This is a genomic window from Thalassospira marina (genome assembly GCF_002844375.1).
Lineage (GTDB): Bacteria > Pseudomonadota > Alphaproteobacteria > Rhodospirillales > Thalassospiraceae > Thalassospira > Thalassospira marina.
In genome coordinates, this window is sequence record NZ_CP024199.1 from 2076044 (window position 1) to 2099504 (window position 23461).

At 53.4% G+C, this 23461-nt stretch carries 19 protein-coding genes; 11 read left to right on the plus strand and 8 right to left on the minus strand.

Annotated elements, in window-relative coordinates; translation table 11 throughout:
* Positions 1-60 precede the first annotated feature (60 nt).
* From CSC3H3_RS09475 to CSC3H3_RS09515, 9 genes are all read left to right on the plus strand, one after another.
* Positions 61-873: a YdcF family protein gene (locus tag CSC3H3_RS09475; protein ID WP_101284675.1), complete on the plus strand. Its 813-nt coding sequence runs from the start codon at positions 61-63 to the stop codon at positions 871-873.
* Positions 874-928: 55 nt separating this feature from the next.
* Positions 929-1936: a lytic murein transglycosylase gene (locus tag CSC3H3_RS09480; RefSeq protein ID WP_101284676.1), complete on the plus strand. Its 1008-nt coding sequence runs from the start codon at positions 929-931 to the stop codon at positions 1934-1936.
* Between the two features lie 115 nt (positions 1937-2051).
* Positions 2052-3038 carry a septal ring lytic transglycosylase RlpA family protein gene (locus CSC3H3_RS09485; protein ID WP_245881355.1) on the plus strand — a complete coding sequence of 329 codons (987 nt, stop codon included), beginning with the start codon at positions 2052-2054 and terminating at the stop codon, positions 3036-3038.
* 125 nt (positions 3039-3163) lie between these two features.
* Positions 3164-4339 carry a D-alanyl-D-alanine carboxypeptidase family protein gene (locus CSC3H3_RS09490; RefSeq protein WP_101284677.1) on the plus strand — a complete coding sequence of 392 codons (1176 nt, stop codon included), beginning with the start codon at positions 3164-3166 and terminating at the stop codon, positions 4337-4339.
* Entirely contained in the window at positions 4336-4992 is a 657-nt protein-coding gene (gene tmk, locus CSC3H3_RS09495; RefSeq protein ID WP_101269832.1) for a dTMP kinase, read from the plus strand. The genes CSC3H3_RS09490 and tmk overlap by 4 nt, the downstream gene beginning before the upstream one ends.
* The gene (locus CSC3H3_RS09500; RefSeq protein WP_101284678.1) at positions 4989-6092 is read left to right on the plus strand and encodes a DNA polymerase III subunit delta'; all 1104 of its coding nucleotides are present in this window, start codon (positions 4989-4991) and stop codon (positions 6090-6092) included. The genes tmk and CSC3H3_RS09500 overlap by 4 nt, the downstream gene beginning before the upstream one ends.
* Positions 6093-6177: 85 nt before the next feature.
* Positions 6178-7743, plus strand: coding sequence for a methionine--tRNA ligase (gene metG / locus CSC3H3_RS09505; RefSeq protein ID WP_101284679.1), 1566 nt, complete (start codon positions 6178-6180; stop codon positions 7741-7743).
* Positions 7740-8558, plus strand: coding sequence for a TatD family hydrolase (locus CSC3H3_RS09510; protein ID WP_101284680.1), 819 nt, complete (start codon positions 7740-7742; stop codon positions 8556-8558). Before metG ends, CSC3H3_RS09510 begins: the two co-directional genes overlap by 4 nt.
* Complete coding sequence (locus CSC3H3_RS09515; RefSeq protein ID WP_101284681.1) at positions 8555-9325, plus strand: MBL fold metallo-hydrolase; 771 nt, start codon at positions 8555-8557, stop codon at positions 9323-9325. The genes CSC3H3_RS09510 and CSC3H3_RS09515 overlap by 4 nt, the downstream gene beginning before the upstream one ends.
* Positions 9326-9356: 31 nt before the next feature.
* Here the strand turns inward: CSC3H3_RS09515 and CSC3H3_RS09520 are convergent, their stop codons facing one another.
* The 4 genes from CSC3H3_RS09520 to CSC3H3_RS09535 all read right to left on the minus strand — a co-directional run bounded on the left by CSC3H3_RS09520 (position 9357) and on the right by CSC3H3_RS09535 (position 16321).
* Positions 9357-10325: an ABC transporter ATP-binding protein gene (locus tag CSC3H3_RS09520; RefSeq protein ID WP_101269924.1), complete on the minus strand. Its 969-nt coding sequence runs from the start codon at positions 10323-10325 to the stop codon at positions 9357-9359.
* 123 nt (positions 10326-10448) lie between these two features.
* A complete protein-coding gene (locus CSC3H3_RS09525) occupies positions 10449-13643 on the minus strand; it encodes an efflux RND transporter permease subunit (RefSeq protein WP_101269823.1) in 3195 nt (1064 codons plus the stop codon).
* A gap of 24 nt (positions 13644-13667) precedes the next feature.
* Entirely contained in the window at positions 13668-14897 is a 1230-nt protein-coding gene (locus CSC3H3_RS09530) for an efflux RND transporter periplasmic adaptor subunit (RefSeq protein WP_101284682.1), read from the minus strand.
* Between the two features lie 554 nt (positions 14898-15451).
* Positions 15452-16321 carry an SDR family oxidoreductase gene (locus CSC3H3_RS09535; protein ID WP_101284683.1) on the minus strand — a complete coding sequence of 290 codons (870 nt, stop codon included), beginning with the start codon at positions 16319-16321 and terminating at the stop codon, positions 15452-15454.
* Between the two features lie 104 nt (positions 16322-16425).
* On the opposite strand from CSC3H3_RS09535, the gene CSC3H3_RS09540 reads away from it, so the two are divergent.
* Positions 16426-17343 (plus strand): LysR family transcriptional regulator, encoded by a 918-nt coding sequence (locus CSC3H3_RS09540; protein WP_101284684.1) that lies wholly within the window; start codon positions 16426-16428, stop codon positions 17341-17343.
* 179 nt (positions 17344-17522) lie between these two features.
* On the opposite strand, the gene CSC3H3_RS09545 is transcribed toward CSC3H3_RS09540, so the two are convergent.
* Positions 17523-18458, minus strand: coding sequence for a GlxA family transcriptional regulator (locus CSC3H3_RS09545; protein WP_157831874.1), 936 nt, complete (start codon positions 18456-18458; stop codon positions 17523-17525).
* 55 nt (positions 18459-18513) lie between these two features.
* On the opposite strand from CSC3H3_RS09545, the gene CSC3H3_RS09550 reads away from it, so the two are divergent.
* Positions 18514-19563, plus strand: coding sequence for an alpha/beta hydrolase (locus CSC3H3_RS09550; RefSeq protein ID WP_245881356.1), 1050 nt, complete (start codon positions 18514-18516; stop codon positions 19561-19563).
* Positions 19564-19690: 127 nt separating this feature from the next.
* Here CSC3H3_RS09550 and CSC3H3_RS09555 read toward each other — a convergent pair whose 3' ends face one another.
* The 3 genes from CSC3H3_RS09555 to CSC3H3_RS09565 form a co-directional block, all read right to left on the minus strand.
* Complete coding sequence (locus CSC3H3_RS09555; protein WP_101284686.1) at positions 19691-20329, minus strand: hypothetical protein; 639 nt, start codon at positions 20327-20329, stop codon at positions 19691-19693.
* Positions 20330-20455: 126 nt separating this feature from the next.
* Positions 20456-22525: a methyl-accepting chemotaxis protein gene (locus CSC3H3_RS09560; RefSeq protein WP_101284687.1), complete on the minus strand. Its 2070-nt coding sequence runs from the start codon at positions 22523-22525 to the stop codon at positions 20456-20458.
* A 213-nt stretch (positions 22526-22738) separates the two neighbouring features.
* A complete protein-coding gene (locus CSC3H3_RS09565; RefSeq protein ID WP_101269807.1) occupies positions 22739-23236 on the minus strand; it encodes a MarR family winged helix-turn-helix transcriptional regulator in 498 nt (165 codons plus the stop codon).
* Positions 23237-23461: the final 225 nt, after the last annotated feature.

Genomic DNA, 23461 nt, shown 5'->3' on the forward strand with positions numbered 1-23461 from the left:
TAGACAGTACCGCGATGAACCCTGTAAGCAATAAGAAGAATATAGGGGGAGTTCGGGGACGTGTTTTTCATTTTATCAAAGGTCGCAACATTTCTGATCCAGCCGGGAAACCTGGTGACGCTGGGGTTTGCCCTGGGTCTGATATTGGTGATGGTACGCAAATGGCGCAGTGCCGGTTTTGGGTTGCTGGCGGCGGTTGCTGCCTGCTGCCTTCTTATCACCGTCATCCCGGTTGGGGAAATAGGTGTGCAGATACTTGAAGACCGTTTCCCAAAGCCGACGCTGGAAGATATTCAAAAGCGAGATATCGCGGGGGTTATTGTGCTGGCTGGGGCCATTGACGGGGACCAGTATGTTGCGCGCCAGCAAATTGAATATAACGCAGCAGCGGACCGGGTCGTCAGCATGCTGTCGCTTGCGCGGCTATTGCCCGATGTGCCGGTGATTTTTACGGGTGGCGATAACGTCATTTTAGATCGCAAATTCAGTGAAGCCGATGCGTTGCGAGATGATCTGTCGCGAAACGGGCTTGGCGCGGCCAACATCTTTTATGAAGGGGCTTCGCGCAATACGGCGGAAAATGCCGAATATGCCCACCAGATGATTGCAGAAAAATGGCCAGAAAAGGTGAGGGGAACCTGGCTTGTGGTGACCTCGGCGCGGCATATGCCCCGATCCATGGGGGTGTTTCGCCGATATGACTGGTCAGTTATTGCCTGGCCGGTGGATTATATCGCAACACCGCAGCGCCATTTAACAGATATTAACGTCTCACACTCTATCAAGATGCTGGAAGATGCGTTGAAAGAGTTTGCCGGGCTGACAGCCTATAACTGGACCGGGCGAACAACAGCGTGGTTTCCGGCGCCTTAACGGCCTGCCACATTCGAAAACGGATCAATTCTGAGACAAGGACAGGGCAATCACCATGAAAATTCGGACACTCGGAACTGCTGCCACAATTCTTGGAGCGCTTTTGGTTGCGACCCCGGTATTGGCTGCCCCCGCAGATGCCCCATTGCCCGCATTCACGACCGAAGGGTTTGATACCTGGCTGGCTGATTTTAAAAATGATGCCCTGAAAAACGGCATTTCGCAAAAGACGCTGGATGCCGCCTTTGCCAAGACCCAGCCCATTCCGCGCGTGATCGAACTGGATCGCAGCCAGCCGGAATTCAAGCTGACCTTCGAGCAGTATTTGCAGCGCGTTGTACCGCAATCCCGTATTGACGAAGGCCGCAAGAAATTTGCCGAAAACCGTGACATTCTGGAAGCTGCTGCCAAGAAATACGGTGTGCCGGCCCATTACCTGACGGCTTTTTGGGGTATTGAAACCGGATATGGTAAACATACCGGTGGTTTTTCAGTTGTCGATTCCCTCGCAACCCTGGCTTTTGAAGGCCGCCGGGCGGAATATTTCCGTGGCGAACTGATGAAGGCCCTTAAGATTATTGATGCCGGCCATATTTCGGCTGATGCAATGGAAGGCTCCTGGGCCGGTGCGATGGGGCAGGCACAGTTTATGCCGTCAACCTTTATGGCCTATGCGACCGACGGTAACGGCGATGGCAAAATCAACCTTTGGACCCAGAAGGAAGACGTTTTTGCATCCGCAGCCAATTACCTGTCATCGGTTGGCTGGAAAGAAGATCAACGCTGGGGCCGCAAGGTAAGCCTGCCCAACGGATTTGATGCCAGCAAGGCTGGCCGTGATGTGCGCAAACCGATTGCCGAATGGCAGAAAATGGGTGTACGCATGCCCAATGGTGCAGATTTGCCCAGTGCCGACATGCAAGCAGCCATTGTTCTGGTAAATGACGGTGCCGGACCGGCCTATATGGTCTATAACAATTTCAACACCATCATGCACTGGAACCGCTCGACCTATTTCGCCATTGCTGTTGGTACGCTTGCCGATGCAATTGCCGGTCGCTGACCCGCATTTGAACGATCCCAGAGTGACGAGGAAAAACTGGATGCCAAAATCAGCTCTTAGACCGGCTCGCCCGTTGTGGCGCCTTGGCTGTCAGGTGACAGGAATCGCGACCATAATGGTGATGCTGGCGGGCTGTGCGGAAACCCAGCTTGCTGTTCACAGTGTCAAGCGCATCGGATCGCAAAACCAGACAAGCGCACCGGCACAGACCGGCGCCTATAAAATTGGCAAACCCTATGAGATTGCCGGGCAATGGTATTACCCGGCAGTCGATTATGAATATCGTGAGACGGGTATTGCTTCCTGGTATGGACCGAAATTTCACGGCAAATATACCGCCAATGGTGAAATTTTTGACCAGAACGAAGTTTCGGCCGCCCACCGGACCCTGCCGTTGCCCAGTATCGTGCGGGTTACCAACCTTGAAAATGGCCGTTCGTTAAAGGTACGCGTCAATGATCGCGGGCCGTTTGCGCGCAGCCGCATTATCGATATGTCGCGCAAGGCTGCCCAGTTGCTGGGGTTTGAGCAGCAGGGAACCGCCAAGGTGATGGTCGAGGTGCTGGAGGCTGAAAGCCAGCAGGCCGCCCTGATTTCACAGGGGAAATCGGCGGCACCGACTGTGACCGCAGCAGAAAAAAACACCGTGACGGCTGCCCCGCGGGCTTCGGTTGAAACCGTTTCGCTTGATGCGCCGCAAAGCAATAAAACGCCCAACGATTTTGACGATAGCGCCCAGCAGCCCAAACGGCAGAAATACCAGCCGGCAACACCGGCCAATGATGTGGCCGTAACCGCGCAGGCAAACCCGGAAGTCAATGTTGCGCCGGTGCCACCCAGCGCCATTTATGTGCAGGCCGGGGCGTTTTCTGTTTATGACAATGCGTTGAACCTGCGCAACCGGCTCTATAATCTTGCGCCAACGAAAATAGAACCCATCGATGTCAAGGGAACGACATTTTACCGTGTCCGCCTTGGCCCGATGGCAACGGTGCCTGAAGCCGATGTTTTACTTGACCGGGTTTTGGCAACCGGGCAAACCGGGGCCAGGGTGATTGTGGAATGTGCAGGGGCAGGGGAAAAGTCGCCTGCCGGGTGCTAATCTGACCGGGAAAAAGGTGCAAAAGCGGTGTTTGCACATTTTTGCCCAATTTGCGACATAGGACAGCCCTGTTGGCCATCGGCCAATCCTTCGGGGACGAAATAAATCAACAGGACAAGGACGTTATGAATTTACTTCCGTCAATTCCGTGCAAAGCCACATTCAACCGGCTTCTGGCCGGGGCGGCGCTTCTGGGGACAGCGATGGCTGCGACCGTCGGCCATGCTCAGTCGATCGAAACGATCGCGCGCGAGGCCTATCTTGTTGATTATGACACCGGTGCCGTTCTTCTGAACAAGAATGGTGACGATCTCGCCGAACCGGCGTCGCTGACCAAGATGATGACGATCTATATGCTGTTTGATCGCATCAAAAATGGTAGCCTCAAGCTCGAAGATACCTTCCATGTCAGTGAAGACGCATGGAAGAAGGGCGGCTCGAAGATGTTTGTCGAGGTCAATTCCGATGTTTCCATCTATGATTTGATTCACGGTATTATCGTTCAGTCGGGCAATGACGCGGCAATTGTGGTTGCCGAAGGCATTGCCGGCACCGAAGATGCCTTTGCCCAGGAAATGACCGACAAGGCCCGTGAAATTGGCATGACCAAATCGGTCTTTAAAAATGCCACCGGCTGGCCGGCAGATGGCCACCTTGTGACGGCGCATGACCTGTCTGTTCTGGCGCATCGCACGATCCACGATTTCCCGGAACTTTATAAATTCTATAGCGAACCGGTCTTTACCTATAACGGCATTCGCCAGCATAACCGTAACCCGCTTTTGGGCACCAGCGCGGGCGTTGATGGCATGAAAACCGGCCATACCGAAGCCGCTGGCTTTGGTTTGACGGCAACGGCAAAGCGCGATGGTCGCCGCCTGATCCTGGTTGTGATGGGCCTTAATTCGATGCGCGAACGCCGTACCGAAGGCCAGAAGCTGCTGGATTGGGGGTTCCGCGAATTTGACAATTACAATCTTTTCAAAAAAGACGAAGTTGTCAGCTCAGCCGATATCTGGCTGGGGGATACCGGCAAGGTTGACCTGGTTACCGATCAGGACATTACGCTGACCATTCCGCGCAAAGATCGCAAAGACATGAAGGTATCGGTCGTTTACGAAGGCCCGATCCCCGCACCGATCAGTGCAGGCCAGCAGGTTGCAACTCTGAAGGTCGAAATTCCGAACCAGGACCCGCAATCCTTCCCGCTTTATGCGAAATCCGGTGTTGAACGCCTTGGCCTGGTTGGCCGCATCGGCGCTGCGATCAAGTATCTGGTGTGGGGAGGCAGCAACGGGTGAGCCTCCCGGATGGAATTTTCATAAGCTTTGAAGGCGGTGAAGGCAGTGGTAAATCCACCCAGATCCGCCTTCTGGAGCAATGGTTTCGCCATCGTGGCCGTGACGTTATCGTTACACGCGAACCAGGCGGGTCACCGGGTGCGGAGGAAATCCGCGCCCTTTTGCTTACTGGCGATCCCGGAAGGTGGGATGCGGTGACCGAAGCCCTGTTGATGTTTGCATCGCGGCGTGACCATGTTGAACGCACCATTCGCCCGGCACTTGCCCAAGGGCAGGTGGTGCTGTGTGACCGTTTTGCCGATTCATCGGTGGCCTATCAGGGATATGGCCATGGCCTGGGGCCGGATTTTATTCGCCAGTTATGGAAACTGGCGATTGGCGATTTCAAACCCGATTTGACCCTGATGATGGATTTGCCCATTGAAACGGGCCTGGCCCGCGCCGGGGCGCGATTTGCCAATGTCAGCGCCGCGGAAGACCGGTTTGAAAAAATGGAACTGGCCTTTCACCGCCGCCTGCAACAGGGTTTTCGCGAAATCACCGCGATGGAACCCAAACGTTGCCGCGTTATTGACGCCGATGGTGATGTTGAAACGGTATCATCGCGTATTAACACCGTTATGGAAGAATTCCTGGCAGGCAAGCCGGCATGAGCAGCGACGACACCAGCGAAAACGGATATCCCGAACCACGCCAGAACCACCAGCTTTTGGGGCATGACGCGGTTGAAAAGGTGATCATTGATGCCTGGAACAGCGGGCGTATGCACCATGCCTGGTTGCTGTGCGGACCGCGCGGGGTAGGGAAGGCGACCCTTGCCTACCGGATGGCGCGGTTTGTACTGTCGCAAGGTGGTGGTAATGCCGGCGGGGGCCTGTTTAATGACAAACCGACCAGTTTGTATGTGTCGCCGGAAGACCCGGTTTTTCGCAGAATTGCAGGGGGCGGGCATGGCGACCTGAAGGTTGTTGAACGCCTTTACGATGAAAAGAAAAAACGCCTGCAGGGCGAGATTGTAGTGGATAATGTGCGCGCCGTTGGCGGGTTCATGTCCAAAACATCGGCCGAGGGTGGCTGGCGGGTTGTGATTGTTGATTCGGCAGACGAGCTGAACCGTAACGCCGCCAACGCGATCCTGAAGGTTCTGGAAGAACCGCCAGCAAACGCCATGATGATCCTGATTGCCCATCAGCCAGGCAAACTGTTGCCAACCATCCGGTCACGCTGCCGGCGGCTGAACCTTGGGACGCTTGAAGATCAGACGGTAACATCGCTTCTGGCGCAATATTGCCCGGATATGGAAACCGATGACTTATATGCGCTTGCCGGCCTTGCCGATGGCAGCATCGGGCGGGCATTGCAGTTACATGATGTTGGCGGGCTTGAGCTTTATACCGAACTTGTGAACCTTATTTCCGGCCTGCCGGAGATCGATGTTGCAGCCTTGCACAAATTTGCCGAACGGTTTTCACCGGCAGATCGCGACGAAGCATTCGTGACGGTAACGGCACTTTTGAACTGGTGGCTGGCACGCATGATCCGCTTTGCGGCAACCGGAAGTGCGCCGCGCGAAGTTATTGATGGTGAATTACCGGCAATGCAGCGCATGGCTGCTGCGCAACCGCTTGATCAATGGCTGGAGGTATGGGAAAAGATCACCGACCTGATGTCAGCGACGCGCGGGCTTCATCTGGATCGCAAGCAGGCGATTTTGAATGCGTTTTTCCTGCTTGAAGAAACGATTAGAAGCTAGTGCTGCCGGGCTGATTTAAATATAAATGACATGACGGCCCGCAAGGGCCGTTTTGCGTCATGCTTTAATACGAAGGATTGCGATCATGACCGGGCAAAAACCGCCCTTTTACATCACCACGCCGATCTATTACGTCAATGACAAGCCGCATATCGGCCATGCCTATACCACGCTGGCTGTGGACGTGATGGCACGTTTCAAACGGCTGGACGGCTTTGATGTGATGTTCCTGACCGGAACGGACGAGCACGGTCAGAAGGTTGATGCGTCGGCCGCGGCCAAGGGCATTGATCCGCAGACCTTTACCGATCAGGTTTCGCAGAATTTCCGCGACCTGGCCGTGCATATGAACTATTCCAACGACGATTTTATTCGCACCACCGAAGAACGCCACAAGAAAGCCTGTCAGGCCCTGTGGAATACGCTGGTCGAGAAGGGCGAGATTTATCTGGGGTCGTATGACGGCTGGTATTCGGTTCGTGACGAGGCGTTTTACGCCGAAAAGGAACTGATTGAAAAAGACGGTCAGAAGCTGGCCCCGACCGGTGCACCGGTTGAATGGGTGTCGGAACCCAGCTATTTCTTCAAGCTGTCGGAATGGGGTGATCGCCTGATCCAGTTTTATGAAGACAACCCCGATTTCATTGCACCGAATTCACGCCGTAACGAAGTCATGAGCTTTGTTAAGGGCGGCATGCATGACCTGTCGGTTTCGCGCACCAGCTTTAAGTGGGGCGTGCCGGTACCGGGTGATGAAAAGCACGTCATGTATGTTTGGGTCGACGCATTGACCAACTATCTGACCGCAGTTGGTTACCCGGATGCGAACCCGGAAATGCTTGAAAAATACTGGCCCGCAGATTTGCACATGGTAGGCAAGGATATTGCCCGTTTCCATGCGGTTTACTGGCCGGCACTGTTGATGGCAGCCGGGATCAAGCCGCCGAAACGTGTTTTTGCCCATGGCTGGTGGACCAATGAAGGTCAGAAGATTTCAAAATCGATTGGCAATGTCATTGATCCGTATGATCTGACTGCGAAATACGGCCTGGATCAGACCCGTTATTTCCTGCTGCGCGAAGTGCCGTTTGGCAATGATGGTGATTTTTCCCATCAGGCCATGGTTAACCGCATGAATAGCGAACTGGCAAATGACCTTGGCAATCTGTGCCAGCGCGTATTGTCGATGATTGGCAAGAATTGCAATGCCAAGGTGCCGACCGCCGGTGAGTTTACCGACGCTGACAATGCCATTCTTGGCAAGGCGCACGGCATGCTTGATACAGTTCGTGGTCATATCGACAGCCAGGCCTTTAATAAAATGATCGATGCGATCTGGTCGCTGGTGGGTGATGCCAACCGCTATGTCGATGAAATGGCGCCCTGGGGCCTGAAAAAGACCGATCCGGCACGGATGGAAACCGTCCTTTATGTGCTGGCAGAAGTCATTCGCCATGTGGGCATTCTGGTTCAGCCGCTGATGCCGGAATCGGCCTCGAAAATTCTGGATCAGCTTGCACTTGATGAAAATTCACGTGGGTTTGACAACCTTGGTACGGAAAACGCGCTGGTGGCTGGCAATGACCTGCCGAAACCGGCAGGCGTTTTCCCGCGTTATGTTGAACCGGAAACCGAAGGAGAGAAGGCATGAATGTCGCCCTGGTCGACAGCCATTGCCATCTGGACTATCCCCAGTTTTCTGAAGACTTTGCGGGCACCATGGCGCGTGCCCGCAATGCCGGCGTTGGCATGATGGTCAGCATTGGTGTGCGGATTTCATCCTTTGACCAAGTGCGCGCAATGGCCGAACGCGCAGATAATATTTACTGCACCGTTGGCGTTCACCCGCATGAAGCAGGCGAGGAAGGGCTTTCAAACCCCGATATCCTGGTTGAAAAAGCCAAAGACCCAAAGGTGATTGGCATTGGTGAAAGCGGGCTGGATTATTTCTATGACAATGCCCCGCGCGACGCCCAGCAGGAAAGCTTCCGTGCTCATATCGCGGCATGCCGCGAAACGCAATTGCCGCTGATTGTGCATACCCGCGATGCCGATGACGACACCATGGATATTCTGGAAGAAGAATATGCCAAGGGCGCGTTTCCCGGCGTGATCCACTGTTTCAGCTCGTCGGCCGAGCTGGCACAGCGCGCGCTTAAGATCGGTTTTTATATCTCGTGTTCGGGCATTATCACGTTTAATTCGGCCAAGGCCATTCGTGATGCGATTGTCGATGTGCCGCTGGACCGGTTGCTGGTGGAAACGGATTCACCGTATCTGGCCCCGGTTCCCAAACGTGGTAAATCGAACGAGCCAAGCTATGTTGCCCACACGGCGGCCAAGCTTGCCGAAATCAAAAATGTCAGTGTCGAGGAAATTGCCCGCATCACCACGGATAATTTTTTCACCCTGTTTTCCAAGGCTGACCGTTCGCTTCTGGCAAAAACAGGAGCAAGCGCGCAGTGACGAAAATAACCATCCTTGGCTGCGGATCCTCAAACGGGGTGCCTTCCGTTGGTTTGGGGTGGGGGGCATGCAACCCGGATAATCCGAAAAACCGGCGACTTCGCAGTTCAATTCTGATCGAAGAAGCTGGAAAGAAGATTTTGGTGGATGTTGGCCCCGATTTTCGTGAACAGGCACTGGCGGCTGATATCCGGCATATTGATGCCATTTTGTTTACGCATTCACATGCCGATCATGTGCATGGCATTGATGATCTTCGCTGGATCAACGTTGCCATGCACAGCCCGATTGATATTTATGCATCGGCTGAAACAATCCAGACCCTGGAACAGCGGTTTGACTATGTGTTGCAGCCGCTGGCCGACGGGGTGGATTTTTACTATAAACCCGTTCTCGTCCCCCATCAGATTAACGGGCATCTGGACATCGGTGGCGTGCCGGTAAAGGTATTTCCGCAGGACCACGGTTTTTGCGAAAGCCTGGGTTTTCGCGTTGGCAACTTTGCCTATTCAACAGATGTGGTGAATCTGCCGGAATATTCGCACCAGTTTTTATATGACCTGGATGTGTGGGTGGTGGATTGCATGCGCTTAACCCCGCATTCCACCCATGCCCATCTTGAAAAAGTGATGGAATGGGTGGAGGAATTTAAGCCCCGCCAGGTCTATTTTACGCATATGAGCATCCAGGTCGATTATGACCAGCTAAATGAGATGACGCCGGACCATGTCAGCCCGGCCCATGACGGATTGATTATCGAAATCTGATTTTATGTGATTATTCAAATCACTAAATCAGTCATTTCATCCAGCGCGCGATCATTTTGTGTTGCACATTTGCCTGTGCAGCCACCCGGTAATAGGACAGCATTTCACGCATCGGGTCTGACAGGCGGTCAAAGCCGGAAATGAAGGCAACGACGATGCCGATTGTCGTACGGCCTTCGATTACCAGATAGCCCCCGACAATCAAAACGATCAGCGGTGTTGCACCGTTCAGGAAGTTAATGATCGCTTTCATGCCGAATTTCAGCACGAAGGTCATCATCCGATTGCGATAAAGCAAATCAATGCGATCAGGCAGGTCGGTTTCTTTGAGGTCGATATCGTTATGGGGCAGGCGGGTTAGGTCATCACCCACGCGGCGCATGGTATTAACCCGGCGGGCAATCAGGATATTGATGCGTTTTTGCACAACCGGCACCAGCAGAACCTGTGGGATCAGCGCGGCAAGGCCAATAGCGGCAACAAGCGGTGCCTTGGTCAACATATAGCCAAGGCCGAAAACCAGCATTGCGGTATTGACCACCGGCTGGGACAGGCATTCACCCACAAAGCCCCCCAGTTTATCGATTTCAGAACCGATAATGGAAACAACCTTGCCATCTTCCTCGTGGGCTTTTTCACCTTCATGTTCTTCGTGTAACTGGCTGAGATGCAGACGGTTATAGCGAATGGAACTTTCGCTCAGCCAACCCTGATAAAGCCGCAGGGCATATTTGCACAGGCCATGCAGTATCAGCACCGCCGCGTAGGCCCCGGCCAACTTTAACAGCAGGTCAAGTTTGCCGTCCGAAATCGCATCATCAACCAGGCGACGCTGCAATTCGATGGGCAGCATGCTTAGTGCTGCTACCACAACAGCCAGAAGCGAAACCCAAATCTGGTGACAGCCGCTCATCCGCCAGACATATCGCCACAGCGAGGAGGCCGGTTTGGGATCGCCGGTTTTTTCGGGTTTGCGCGGTCTGATCATTTTGATGGGCATGAATGGCACCATGTTGAAAAATGAATAAAGACGATCAATTAGATCATTGAGGTTAAACGAAAAAAGCCCCCGAATGATCCGGGGGCTTTTCGATGTTTTTGTCACATTTACGTGACGCCGTTCTTATTCCGCAGGATGGGAGGAAACGACAGGGATATGTTCGCTGTCATGCCCATGCTGGGTAAGCGGGCGGTTACCGGTCAGTCGACGCATCAAAACGTAGAAGACCGGGGTCAGGAACAGGCCAAAAGCCGTTACACCAATCATGCCCGAGAATACCGCGATCCCCATGGCCTGGCGCATTTCGGCACCAGCACCGGAAGACAGAACCAGCGGCACAACCCCCATGATGAACGCCATTGACGTCATCAGGATCGGGCGCAGACGCAGGCGGCTGGCCTCGATGGCGGCCTGAATGGGTGTTTTGCCGCCAAATTCAAGCTCGCGGGCAAATTCGACGATCAGGATCGCGTTCTTGGCTGATAGCCCCACCAAAACCATTAGACCGATCTGGGTAAAGACGTTGTTGTCACCCCCGGAAAGGTAAAGGCCGGTGAAAGCAGATAACAGACCCATTGGCACGATCAGAATAATCGCAATTGGCAGCGTCAGGCTTTCATACTGGGCAGCAAGCACCAGGAAGACCAGCAGCAGGGCAATCGGGAAGACGATGATGCCTGTGTTACCTGCAAGAATTTCCTGATAGGTCAGTTCCGTCCATTCATATGAAATGCCGGGCGGCAAGGTTTCTTCGGCGATACGTTGCAGGGCATCCTGCGCCTGACCCGACGAATAACCTGGGGCAGGGTTGCCGTTAATATCGGCCGACAGGAAACCATTATAGTGCATGGCACGTTCCGGACCAAAAGTCTGGGAGACATTCAGCACTGCTGAAAGCGGAACCATGTCACCATTGGCACTGCGAACTTCAAGATCGCCGATATTGTCTTCGTGGGCACGATAGGGCGCATCGGCCTGCACACGCACACTGTAGGTCCGGCCAAAGATCGTGAAATCGTTGACATACATGCTACCCAGATAGATCTGCATGGTTTGCAGAACATCACTTACCGACACACCAAGCTGGCGTGCCTTCGTACGGTCAATGTCGGCATAAAGCTGCGGAACACTGACCTGATAGGTCGAATACATGCCAGCAAGTTCAGGTGTCTGGTAGGCCTTGGCAAGCAACGCCTTGCGGGCATCATCAAGTGCCTTGTAACCCAGCGATGCACGGTCTTCGAGCTGCATTTTAAAGCCGCCCGTGGTGCCAAGCCCCTGAACCGGGGGCGGCGGGAAGATGACCGTGAAAGCCTGCGGGATCGAGGCAAACTGCTGGTTAAGCTGACCGGCGATTGCGCCTGCGCTCAGGCTTGGGTCGGTACGTTGGTCAAACGGTTTGAGGGTGGCAAAGACAATGCCGGAGTTCGAGCTGTTGGTGAAACCGTTGATCGACAGGCCCGGGAACGAAACCGCGTGTTCCACACCCGGATGGGCCAGGGCGATATCACCCATTTTACGAATGACTTCGTCGGTACGGTCCAGGGTTGCGCCATCGGGCAACTGCGCAAAACCGATCAGGTATTGTTTGTCCTGGGTCGGAACAAACCCGCGGGGAATTTCGCGGAACAGGCCGAATGTAGCGGCAACCAGTGCCAGATACATGCCCATCATGATGGTTTTGCGCGTTACAATACCGCCAACGCCTTTGCTGTAACCGTTAGAGCCCTTGGTGAACACCTTGTTAAAGCCACGGAAGAACCAGCCGAACATACCATCAAGGATGCGGGTTGGCAGATCGCGTGGGGCGTCATGGCCTTTAAGCAACAAGGCAGACAGGGCCGGTGAAAGCGTCAGCGAGTTGATAGCGGAAATAACGGTCGAGATCGCAATAGTCAGGGCGAACTGGCGATAGAACTGCCCGGTCAGGCCGCTGATGAAAGCCAGCGGAACGAACACGGCAACCAGCACCAATGCAATGGCCACGATTGGCCCGGAAACCTCGCGCATGGCACGATAGGTGGCCTGGCGTGGCGAATAGCCCAGTTCAATATTACGTTCAACGTTTTCAACAACAACGATGGCATCGTCCACGACAATCCCGATGGCTAGCACCAGACCAAACAGGCTAAGCGCGTTGACCGAGAAGCCAAACAGATACATCACCGCAAAGGTACCGACCACGGAAACAGGCACTGCCAGAACCGGGATCAGGGAAGCACGCCATGTTTGCAGGAAGACGATCACAACCAGCACCACCAGAACAATGGCTTCAAGCAGGGTGTGAATAACCGCATCGATGGAGGCACGGACGAATTCGGTGGTGTCATAGACGATCTGGTAATCAACGCCTTCAGGCATGTAGGCTTTGATTTCCTTCATCGTTTCGCGAACGTTATCGGCGATATCGATGGCATTGGAGCCGGGGGATGCGAAAATACCCAGACCAACCGCGTCCTTGTTATCAAGCAAAGCGCGCAGGGAATAATCGGCAGCACCGATTTCAATACGGGCAACGTCACGCAGCCGGGTTACCGAGCCATCGGGATCAGACCGGACAATGATATTGCCAAATTCTTCCGGGTCTTCCAGACGGCCCTGGGCATTAACCGACAATTGCAGGTCAAGATCAGGGGCGGAGGGGGAAGAACCGATCACACCGGCAGCAGCCTGCACGTTCTGGGCGCGGATTTCAGCGACAATATCGCTGGCAGAAAGGCCCTGTTCGGCCACTTTCTGCGGGTCCAGCCAGATACGCATGGAATATTCGCCGCCACCAAATGCGTTAACTTCGCCAACACCCTGAATACGCGCAAGACGGTCCTTGATGTTCAGAATGGCGTAGTTTCGCAGATAGTTCATGTCATAACGCCCGTTGGGCGAAACAAGGTGAACCACCATTGTCAGGTCCGGCGAGCTTTTGACCGTGGTCACACCCAGGGTGCGTACTTCCTCGGGCAGGCGCGGTTCGGCCTGTGATACGCGGTTTTGCACCAACTGCTGGGCTTTGTCCGGGTCAGTACCCAGCGCAAAGGTTACGGTCAGGGTCATCAAACCATCGGTCGTCGCCTGGCTGCTCATATAGAGCATGTCTTCAACACCGTTGATGGATTCTTCAAGCGGCGTTGCGACGCTTTCGGCGATCACCTTCGGGTTGGCACCCGGATATTGGGCACGCACCACCACTGAAGGCGGAACGACCTCTGGATATTCTGACACTGGCAGCAGCGGGATCGAAATAATCCCTGCAAGCAGGATGAGCAGTGACAGCACCGCCGCGAAGATCGGGCGATCGATAAAAAACTTCGATATGTTCATATGTCTGGTGTCCCGGAACCCTGATTAAGAGCGGGAATCTCCCTTGGCTTCGTCACCGGCATCGACCATGGAACGACGGTCCATGGAAACGACTTCCGGCGCGACGGTCATACCGGGGCGAATATGCTGCAGGCCTTCGACAACAATACGTTCGCCTTCTTCAAGGCCGCTGGTCACGATGCGCAGGCCATCCTGCTCGCCACCAACACGGATTTCGCGATATTCGACAACGTTTTGCGGGTTCACCACCAGAACGAATTTCTTGTCCTGGTCGGTGCCAACGGCGCGTTCGGCAACCATGATTGCCTTGCCTGCACTGGCCTGTCCCAACTCAAGACGGGCAAACTGGCCCGGAACAAGACGGCCCCTGGTATTGTCGAACACGGCCTGAACACGGATGGTGCCACTGCGCGGGTTGAATTCGTTGTCGATCATTTGAACGTGACCCTTGATCACGTCCGGGCCGATGAAATCGCTGCTCAGCTGAACCGGGATCTGCTGCACGGCATCGACAGACGGTTCGCCATTCTGATGCATGGCAAGCAACAATGCCTGTTCGTTGACATCGAAGGTCGCATAAATCGGGTCAACCGAAACAAGCGTGGTCAGGATTTCGGAATTGGCACCAGCCGCAACCAGGTTGCCCGGCGTCAGGCGAATGTCACCAACGCGGCCCGAAATCGGTGCGCGGATTTCGGTGTAGCCCAGGTTCAGCTTGGCCGAACGCAACTGTGCCTGTGCGGAACGCAGGTCAGCTTCTGCGTTCTGTTTGGTTTCCTGGCGCTGATCAAGAACCGTGCGGGTAATAACGCGCGTTTTCCAAAGCTCGTTCCCGCGATCAAGTTCCGTGGTCGCCAGTTTCAAACGCGACTGGGCAGAAAAAACAGCGGCTTCGGCGCGGGCAACTTCGGTTTCAAACGGGGCAGGGTCCAGCGTGAACAGCAGATCACCCTGTTGGACCAGATCACCTTCGCGGAAATGGACCGATTCAATTGCCCCGGCAACGCGCGGGCGGATTTCTACACGGTCGATGGCTTCCAGCCGGCCAGAAAAACTCGACCAGCGGGTGATGTTCTGATTATGAATTTCAGCAACAGTTGCCGGGACCGGCTTGGGTGCCTGTGCAGGGGCAGGGGCTTCCTGCTGTTCTTCGGCGTGAATGAACGGTACTGGAACCACTCCGGCCACACCTGCGGCCACCAGCGCAATTGCGACGGCGCCAACCGCATATCTTAATTTGGATTTCGATGACATCTCGTCTCTCCAGATTTCGTTGGGCATATGACATGCAACTTTGTTGCGACCATATGCGCACATGGCAGATTGCAATAGCCGGTGATTCCAACACTTAGCGTTCCAGAATAAGAACGAACCTAAATTGCAACGTCGGATCAACTGATCGGGCCGCCGTTAAATCCGGCCGGAAAATGACGCACTGCAATGTAAATGAAGGATTTTCCCGTACAAACAATCTGGGATATTGGCTGGAAAGATAAGTGATATCAGCGACAAGGCGTTAGACTGATCGTCGCGGGTTTTTGCACAATCGCGCAAATTTTTACGGCGTCTGCGAAAAACCGGGCATGTTCCAAGGCAACAATCGTTCCACTTTTGACCGCATCTGGCCTGAAAACAAGCCGATAGGCATCACCTTTGATTTAACGCGAAACACATTTCTGTCAGGAGAGATGCATAAAACTCCATGCGGTATTGTGCCTGGATAAGAAATTAGCGCCCTTGATAGCAGACAACCCAATATAAGTCGTTTGCGGGATGATGCTACCAAGGGAACGCAAAAATCTGAAATATCAATCTACCTGCAGGATGCCAGCGGCAAAATCGCGGTAGGTATGAAGCGGCCGACCCAACAGGCTGATCATGCGTTCCACATCACCGGCTTGCGGGATCATGCCGTCGCTGACATAGCGTTCTGCCATCAGACGCATTTCATAGGCCGTCCATTTAGGCAGGACGCTTGCCATCTGCTGTTCAAATCCGCTGGGATCATCACCGCCATAAATAATGGTCCGGCCCAGAAGGTTTGACCAGATTTCAGCAAGGGCAGGGCCAGTTAATATATCGGGCCCGACAAGGTTGATGGTGGTCAGGGGCAGTTTTTCGGGGGAGGATTCACGGCGGATCAGCTCGATTGCGGCAATTTCAGCAATGTCTCGGGCATCAACCATGGCAATACCTTTGCTGCCAATCGGCATCGGGTAAACACTATGTGTCAGGATCGTATCCTTGATCATGACTTCGTTATCAATGAAATAGCTGGGCCGCAGGATGGTGGCACCAAACCCCATATCCGCCAGCATTCGTTCTGCGCCATATTTAACAGCAAAGTGCGGAACATTCACCGCCCGGTCGGCTTCAAAAACCGACAGATAAACGATCCGCTCAATACTAGCTTCGCGGGCAAGGTTCAACGTGATCAATGCCTGGGTGAATTCATCACCGGTAACGGCATTTAACAGGAACAATGTACGTATGCCCGCAAGGGCGGTACGAACGGCATCGATATCAAGCAGGTCACCCTTTGCGATTTCAACATTGTCGGGAAACACGGCTTTCGACGGATCGCGGGTAAGAACCCGAACCGCAGCACCGCGTTTAACAAGTTGCTTAACAACCAGCGATCCAACGCGGCCAGTGGCGCCTGTAACAAGAATGGTCATGGAAGTTACTCCGTTTGTGGTTTGTTTGACTTCCTCCAATCTACTGATCCATATTAATGCAAATAGACACGTAATCTGGACACATAGTCTCATTGGTGGAACACATGGATCTTCTTGCACTGGCTGATTTCAACCTGGTCGCCCGGTTTGGCGGCTTTGGCAAAGCCGCACGTGCCACCGGGCGGCCCAAAGCGACATTGTCGCGCCGCGTGGCCGAGCTGGAGGCTGATCTGAACCTCCGCCTGTTTGAGCGCGGCGCCAGAACACTGAAACTGACCGAGGAGGGCCGGGCGCTTCACACCCGAACCAGCGCCTTGCTGACCGAAATTGATGAAACCACCAAAGCCATTGCCTCAATGGGCCATAACCCGCGCGGGACATTGCGGATCAGTGCACCATTATTGTTTTCGCAAACCGCACTGGGCCGCCTTGCAGCCGGGTTTGTCGCACAATATCCCGATGTTCAGCTTGAAATTACGACCGAAGATCGCCCCGTTGATATGGTCGAGGAAGCCTATGATCTGGTCATTCGGGTAAATCCGCAACCCGATGAAAGCCTTGTCGGACGTGTGTTTCTGCGGGATCGGCAGGTCGTTGTTGCCAGCCCGGACATACAGTGGCCAACCGGAAATGGAGCCGTGCCGGCGATTAACCGGGTATCTGCTGGCAGAAACGATATTTGGAACGTTAACACCGTCAACGGACAGGTGAAATTATCAACACAGCCGGTCCTGAGCCTGTCGTCCTTTCTGATGGTTCGCGATGCGGTGCGCGCCGGGGCCGGTATTGCATGCCTGCCTTTATCACTAGCCATTCCAGACCTGCTAGCAGGTACGCTTGTTCATTGGGGTGATGTTGACGGACAGGAAACTGCGCTGTGGGCGCTTTATCCATCACGGCGATTGCTAAGCGCGCGCGTTTCAGCGTTTCTTGATTATCTGAAAGCAACATTTCCCAATGGAACGCCCGAGGAGCTCGCGCACTATATTGACCAGAAAGACGACCTGGGCATCATGCGTTGATGGAAGCGGCGTTATGGGTAACAGCGCAGGAACGCCATTATAGTCACACGCCGATACCGATGCGGATGCTGATGAGAACGCAGCAAGTGAGGACAATTTACCGCCATTTCGCACCACACCAATAAGCGTTATAATATATATTATGACAAATATTGGTATATCGAGAGGATCAAGGCAAGCTACCAGCGCGCCTTACGCAGGTTTTGTGGTGTTGTTCGTAGGCAGCGCAAAAAAGCTTTGCGCATAATGGCACTATCTGGAAAACCGGCTTCGCTGGCAATGATTGCCATGCTTTGATTGCTGTTTTCCAAACGAGAGCGCGCAAATTCCACCCGTAAACGTTCGACCGCGCGTGCCGGTGTCAGGCCTGTTTCTGCGGTGAATTCGCGCGAGAACTGCCGTGGCGATAAATGCGCCTGTTCTGCCAGAATTGGCACTGAGAGATCGCACCGTAAATTCTGGCCGATGAAAGCCAGCACGCGTTGCACGCGTGGCGACGGCGGATTGATTTCCTGTAGGCGCATGAAGCGCAATTGCCCATCCGTACGCCGATGCGGAATTAACAGATCGCGCGCAATAATTCGTGCTATATCACCGCCATGCTCGGCTTCGATCAAGGCAAGCCCGATATCCATTCCTGCTGTTGCACCTGCCGATGTCCAGGTATCGCCATCCTTCACAACAATATTGTCAGCCTGCAGGATAATATCAGGAAACCGGTGTTTTAATTGCGTGGCAACCCGCCAATGGGTTGTGGCCGCCTTACCCGCCAAAAGCCCCGCTGACGCCAGGATAAAAGCCCCCGTGCAGACGGACACAAGGCGCTTTGCAATACCGGTTTTCAATAAATTCAGTAAATCGTCGTCACGGCTGGCCTGCTCGACCCCGCGGCCGCCCACAATGACCAGCGTATCAAATTGATGGGCTGATGCGCAGGAAGCCTCCATCCACACAGCAGAAGAACTTTCATACATGCCCGGTCGGACTGCGCAAATCGTCAGGCGGTAATGGTCATCAACATCAAGGTGATGATTGGCTGTTTCAAACACACTCAGCGGACCGCTGAGGTCCAGCATGTTAAAACCCGGAAAGACCAGAAAACCGATATGTCGCATGATGTCCGAAAAAACTCTTTTTATGTCATTTGAGATATGCGGTCTTTCGGAAAGAATGGCAATAACAACCCATTCAAACCGGAGAACAAAATTGGTTTTCACCCTTAATCCCGAATTGGCGCAATGCCTTCAACAGCTTACACCCGCCTTTGAAACCTTCCCGCAAAGCCAGCTTGGCGATGTCCAAAGTTTGAAAAAACGGCTCGATGCCTTTTACACCCTGGTCAATAGCCACCTGCCCCGGATTGATGGCATTGCAACACAGGATTATGCCGTTCCATTCGCCGATAAAAAGCTTTTGGCGCGCTGGTTTTACAAAGCCGATCATGCTGCGGAAAACACCGAAAATAGCCCAATACAGGGCGCTGTTTTGTTTGTTCATGGCGGCGGCGGCGTTGCTGCGGATGCGCAGGCCTATGACACGATCATTAAAAACTATGTCGCTAAAACCGGCGTCGGATTTCTTGCCATTGATTACCAATTGGCACCAGACGTAAGCGGTGATATTCAAACGCAGCAAGCCCTCGCCGCCCTGATTTGGCTGCACGAAAACAGCAACCAATTTAACATCGATCCGAACCGTATCGTTCTGATGGGTGACAGTGGTGGTGCAGGCATCGCTGCGGCAAGTGCTGCACTTGCCCGTGACCGAGGCATTCCCGTTGCCGGGCAAGTCCTTATTTACCCAATGCTTGATCATCGCGTGCCGGATGTTCCTGTCGGAATTATCCCGTTTTTAAGCATCGTCGCGCCCGAAATCACAACGGCGTGGCAAGCACGCATTCCCAAGGACACAACCGAAAAAGACATGGCCATCATCAGCCCGGCCCGGCTGGAAAATTATGCCCAACTTCCGCCAACCTATATCGAAGTCGGCGAGCTGGACCTGTTTTGCATTGAAAGCCTGAATTACGCCGCCAACCTTTACGCCGCTGGCGTTTCAACAGAATTTCACCTGATCCCCGGCCTCAATCATGGCTATGACCTGCTTGCCCCTGCAAGCCAGATTACCCAGCAGGCAATGACCTTACGGAGAAATGCCATTCTGCGTATGACCGCACCATCAGATAATCTTGCGAATGACAACCAGGCAACTAACCCGTGATTAATGGGGCATCACGCCACTATGATAAAACACAAAAAGGCGGCGCATCGGGCCGCCTTTTTCCTGTTGTCGCTGGGCTGCGTGTGCCTGGTCGTGCGCCCTGACAATGCCTTGGAACCATATAAGATCACAGATAACGACGATGGAGTTCCTGCATGCGACGGCGCTCGTTACGGGAACGGCATTGACCGGTTTCGGCATCGCGTGGATGGACATGGCCATATTTGTCGATATCAAATGTGCGGCTGGCGCCAATAACACCTTTTTCGGAACTATAGACGCCCACAACCATGATCTCGAACGCGCTGCATGCAATGCCATCTTTCGTGACGATGCTGGCATTTGACGTGTGGTTTTCCTGATCGCGTTCTTCGGCATGGCGCTGTGAAATCAGACCTTTGATATCGCCGATATCAAGTGAACTACCGGCCGCCAATGGCCCCTGAAACGTGCCGTAATCATTTGTGTCAGCACAGTTATCATCGCGTGTTGGTTCCCAGTCGCTCACCAGATACCAGGTTTCGTCATCGTCGTTATGAAGCCCGACCAGAATGACTTCGATATGAACGCTTTCCAGGCTCATATTGCTGACGAGAAAACGTGAGTGCAGCGAACGACCGCGTGTCTGATTGATCAGGATTTTCGGGCGTCGGGTTCGCCTGTGTTGCGCCAGGAGGATCTGGGCATAGAAAATCCAGATCCCCAAGGTGGCAAAGCTGATCAGAATTTGCAGGATTGTATGGTAGTTTTTAATCCATTCGAGCATATCACCCCGTTGAACAAGCGTTTGAGAAACCAATGCCTGTGACCTTCATGGCAAGGCTACGTTAACGCTGGTTCAACGTTGGGTGATGTTTGCTGTTCCATAGCAACGATATGGAACAGCAAACACTTACTGTCGGATCTCCTTTAAAAAGCGCCCGCTTTCATTTTTAAGGCCGGTCGCATCGGATGCCACGATATCGGCGGATGCCGAAAGGTTCGTAACCAGCTTGCCTGTGCTTGTCGCAAGTTCTGACATTTGTTCGACAATTGATTTCAGTTCTTTCATGCGATGTGACGTGCCATTCATCGCCGCCGAAATTTCATTGGCGACCGAGCTTTGTTCTTCCGTCGCAACAGCAATGGATTGCACCGTATCCTGAACCGTGACGACCTCGGTCACGATGCCGCGTACGGCCTCGGCTGATTCTGAAATTTCTTCAAGCATCGCATTAATACGCTGGCTTATATCACTGGTTGCTTTTTGAGTTTGATTTGCCAGAACCTTGACCTCGTTTGCCACAACGGCAAAACCTTTGCCTGCTTCACCGGCACGTGCGGCCTCGATTGTGGCATTAAGGGCCAGAAGGTTTGTCTGTTCGGCAATGTCAGAAATAAGCCGCACAACATCGCGAATGGCCGCAGATGTCGTATTAAGCTGTTCAACCTTGTTGGCGGCTTCATTGGCACTGCTGGCGGCAGATGTGGATTTTTCGGCAACTGCGCCGACTTTATCGGCGACTTCGGCAATAGCATGGTCAAGCCGGCTGGCATTTTCGGCGGCCACCCGCACATCCTCGTCGGTTGACCCTACCCCGCTGCTAACCGTCAAGCCCTGCTGGGCGGCGTTTTCCGATGTCTGGATAACGCTTTTGGCCTGGGAAGCAAGCTGCTCAGCAGTGCGGTTAAGCTTTTCACTTAATGCACCAACTTCGGTTTCAAACTGGTCAGCAACCTTTAGCAATATCTGGCGTTGCTGGCGTTCAACATCACGTTTGAAAGCTTCCTGTTCGGCCTTATAACGTTCATTTTCAACAGCGTAGCCGCAAAACTTGGCAACACAGCGAGACAATCGGGCGATTTCATCGCTGCCAGTGCGCGCCTTGACCTTCACATTAACCTGACCCATGGCAAGATGATCAAGGGCTTCGACCATTTCCTCAAACGGTTTGGCAAGACGAAATGTGGTAAACCACCAGCCAATGGTCAGCGCAATAACCGCCAGAATGGTTATGGTTAAAGAAGCGATGAATTCTTCGAGCACGCGACTTTGATAGGATTTGATATCCTGATCAATCAGGGCGGCCATGGCGGCCCCTGCCCTTAAAGCCAGATCAATATTGGAACTGGCGGCTGCAAACCAGTCCGACGATGACATGGGATAGGCGTTACCCGCAACCCCGGCAGCCATGATCTTTTCACGCATGGGGTTGAAATCATCGGTGTAACCTTTTAGCGCTGTTGAGACCACAGCATTGATATCGGACGGTAAACCTTTACGAAGAAAAGAAATTTCTGCCTGTGTAGCCTCGATCGTACCGTGAAATTCGCCAAGGTTGGATATCTGCTCGCCTGATAATTTTCCGCCACCACCAATAATACCCGCAAAATAACCGCGTTCCCGACCGGCGAATTCAGCCCATTTCCAAAGCCGGTCACGAAGCTGTACCGACTGGATGATTTCACGTGGCAGATCCGATAGCAGGTTCAATTCTGCCTCGTTACGCAAAACGGCCGATGCCATGATCAAATCGGTCGTCGCCCCAAACCAGCGCGCAGCAAGTTCACCATTGGCGGGCAAGGTATTGGTTGCAAACATTTTATCGGCGTCGGCGCGCAAATATTCGACAATGCCCATCGCCTTGTCATATCGCGTCAGGTCAAGGCCGTCACCAGGCAGCAATGCAAGGGCGGATTGCGCGCTGTCATTACCCAATTTACGTTTTTCCTGGATGGCTTTAACTGCATCAGCCGTGGCCTTGCTTTTAGCCCCGATAATGCCGGCCGTCATGCCGCGTTCAACGGCCCAGGACCCGGCCGCGCGAATAAAATCGTCTGCGGCCTGGTTAATCGTCGCTGCACGTTCTGTTTCCTGATAGATCGCCCAGCTTGTAGCTGCATCCCACAGAGACTTGGCAATCAGCCCGGCCCCCAACACACCAACAACGCACAAAATCTTTCCACGCAGGGATAATTCCATCACGTGATCCCCCAAAGATCGGCCTGAATTAATGGTGGTTACAATTCACCATTAATTCAATCTTTGGTGTCTTTTCGCAATTACAATAGGCAAACATTAGATGAGGTGAATTTTTATGCACCCCCCCTAACCTGCTGCGGTTGCGCCATAAATCATACGGAAAATGCTGACGCAGCCCATAACAACGCCACGCGTGATTGAAATACCAAACGGTCAGGCGTTACGACCGCCATCAGCCGGTTTTTCAACAATCACTTCATGATCAAGCAATGGTGCAACATCGATATCGCCGGCATCCATCATGGTTGAAACACGCTGAAGGGCGGCAACAAGGAAACTTTGTTCCCATTCCTCAAGGTCGTTGAACTTTTCGGAAAACCGGTCATGCAGGGCCATGGGCGCGCGGGCAAGAACATCGTGTGCCGCATCCGTCAGCCGGACATAGACTTTGCGCTTGTCCGAATGGCCGCGTGCCCGCTGCACCAGCCCCATGGACTGCAATTTATCGACAAGCGCCGTGGTTGATGCCTGGGCCAGATTTACCTTGGCGGCAATTTCACCCACCGTCATTTCACCGGAATCATCAAGGGACTGCAACACCAGTAATTGCGATGTTTTCAGACCGGCAAGTTTACCCAGGCGCTTGGCGTGAATGTCGCTGGCGCGAAGGATGCGGCGAATTGAAATCAGGGCGTCGTGCAACTTGTCCATATGCGCGTCCGAAAAAGACGTTGTACCTGTTTTACTTATACGGCCCAAGGCACTGAAACACAACGGAATTTGGCAAAACCCATCGGAAATACATGAGAATTTATATCGAATACTATACTTTTATGACAGTCGAAAATTTTGAAATTCAATTTGTTCCAGGATGCGGAATAAATATATTTATCGTTAATTTTCAATATATTGATCAATAACAGCGCAGAAATTCGC

What these genes read in the sequence shown, in the direction of transcription:
- CSC3H3_RS09480 (WP_101284676.1), top strand. Translation starts at nt 929, where the DNA reads ATGAAAATTCGGACACTCGGAACTGCTGCCACAATTCTTGGAGCGCTT.
- CSC3H3_RS09485 (WP_245881355.1), top strand. Translation starts at nt 2,052, where the DNA reads ATGGTGATGCTGGCGGGCTGTGCGGAAACCCAGCTTGCTGTTCACAGT.
- CSC3H3_RS09490 (WP_101284677.1), top strand. Translation starts at nt 3,164, where the DNA reads ATGAATTTACTTCCGTCAATTCCGTGCAAAGCCACATTCAACCGGCTT.
- CSC3H3_RS09500 (WP_101284678.1), top strand. Translation starts at nt 4,989, where the DNA reads ATGAGCAGCGACGACACCAGCGAAAACGGATATCCCGAACCACGCCAG.
- metG (WP_101284679.1), top strand. Translation starts at nt 6,178, where the DNA reads ATGACCGGGCAAAAACCGCCCTTTTACATCACCACGCCGATCTATTAC.
- CSC3H3_RS09510 (WP_101284680.1), top strand. Translation starts at nt 7,740, where the DNA reads ATGAATGTCGCCCTGGTCGACAGCCATTGCCATCTGGACTATCCCCAG.
- CSC3H3_RS09520 (WP_101269924.1), bottom strand. Translation starts at nt 10,325, where the DNA reads ATGCCCATCAAAATGATCAGACCGCGCAAACCCGAAAAAACCGGCGAT.
- CSC3H3_RS09525 (WP_101269823.1), bottom strand. Translation starts at nt 13,643, where the DNA reads ATGAACATATCGAAGTTTTTTATCGATCGCCCGATCTTCGCGGCGGTG.
- CSC3H3_RS09530 (WP_101284682.1), bottom strand. Translation starts at nt 14,897, where the DNA reads ATGTCATCGAAATCCAAATTAAGATATGCGGTTGGCGCCGTCGCAATT.
- CSC3H3_RS09535 (WP_101284683.1), bottom strand. Translation starts at nt 16,321, where the DNA reads ATGACCATTCTTGTTACAGGCGCCACTGGCCGCGTTGGATCGCTGGTT.
- CSC3H3_RS09540 (WP_101284684.1), top strand. Translation starts at nt 16,426, where the DNA reads ATGGATCTTCTTGCACTGGCTGATTTCAACCTGGTCGCCCGGTTTGGC.
- CSC3H3_RS09545 (WP_157831874.1), bottom strand. Translation starts at nt 18,458, where the DNA reads ATGCGACATATCGGTTTTCTGGTCTTTCCGGGTTTTAACATGCTGGAC.
- CSC3H3_RS09550 (WP_245881356.1), top strand. Translation starts at nt 18,514, where the DNA reads ATGGCAATAACAACCCATTCAAACCGGAGAACAAAATTGGTTTTCACC.
- CSC3H3_RS09555 (WP_101284686.1), bottom strand. Translation starts at nt 20,329, where the DNA reads ATGCTCGAATGGATTAAAAACTACCATACAATCCTGCAAATTCTGATC.
- CSC3H3_RS09560 (WP_101284687.1), bottom strand. Translation starts at nt 22,525, where the DNA reads ATGGAATTATCCCTGCGTGGAAAGATTTTGTGCGTTGTTGGTGTGTTG.
- CSC3H3_RS09565 (WP_101269807.1), bottom strand. Translation starts at nt 23,236, where the DNA reads ATGGACAAGTTGCACGACGCCCTGATTTCAATTCGCCGCATCCTTCGC.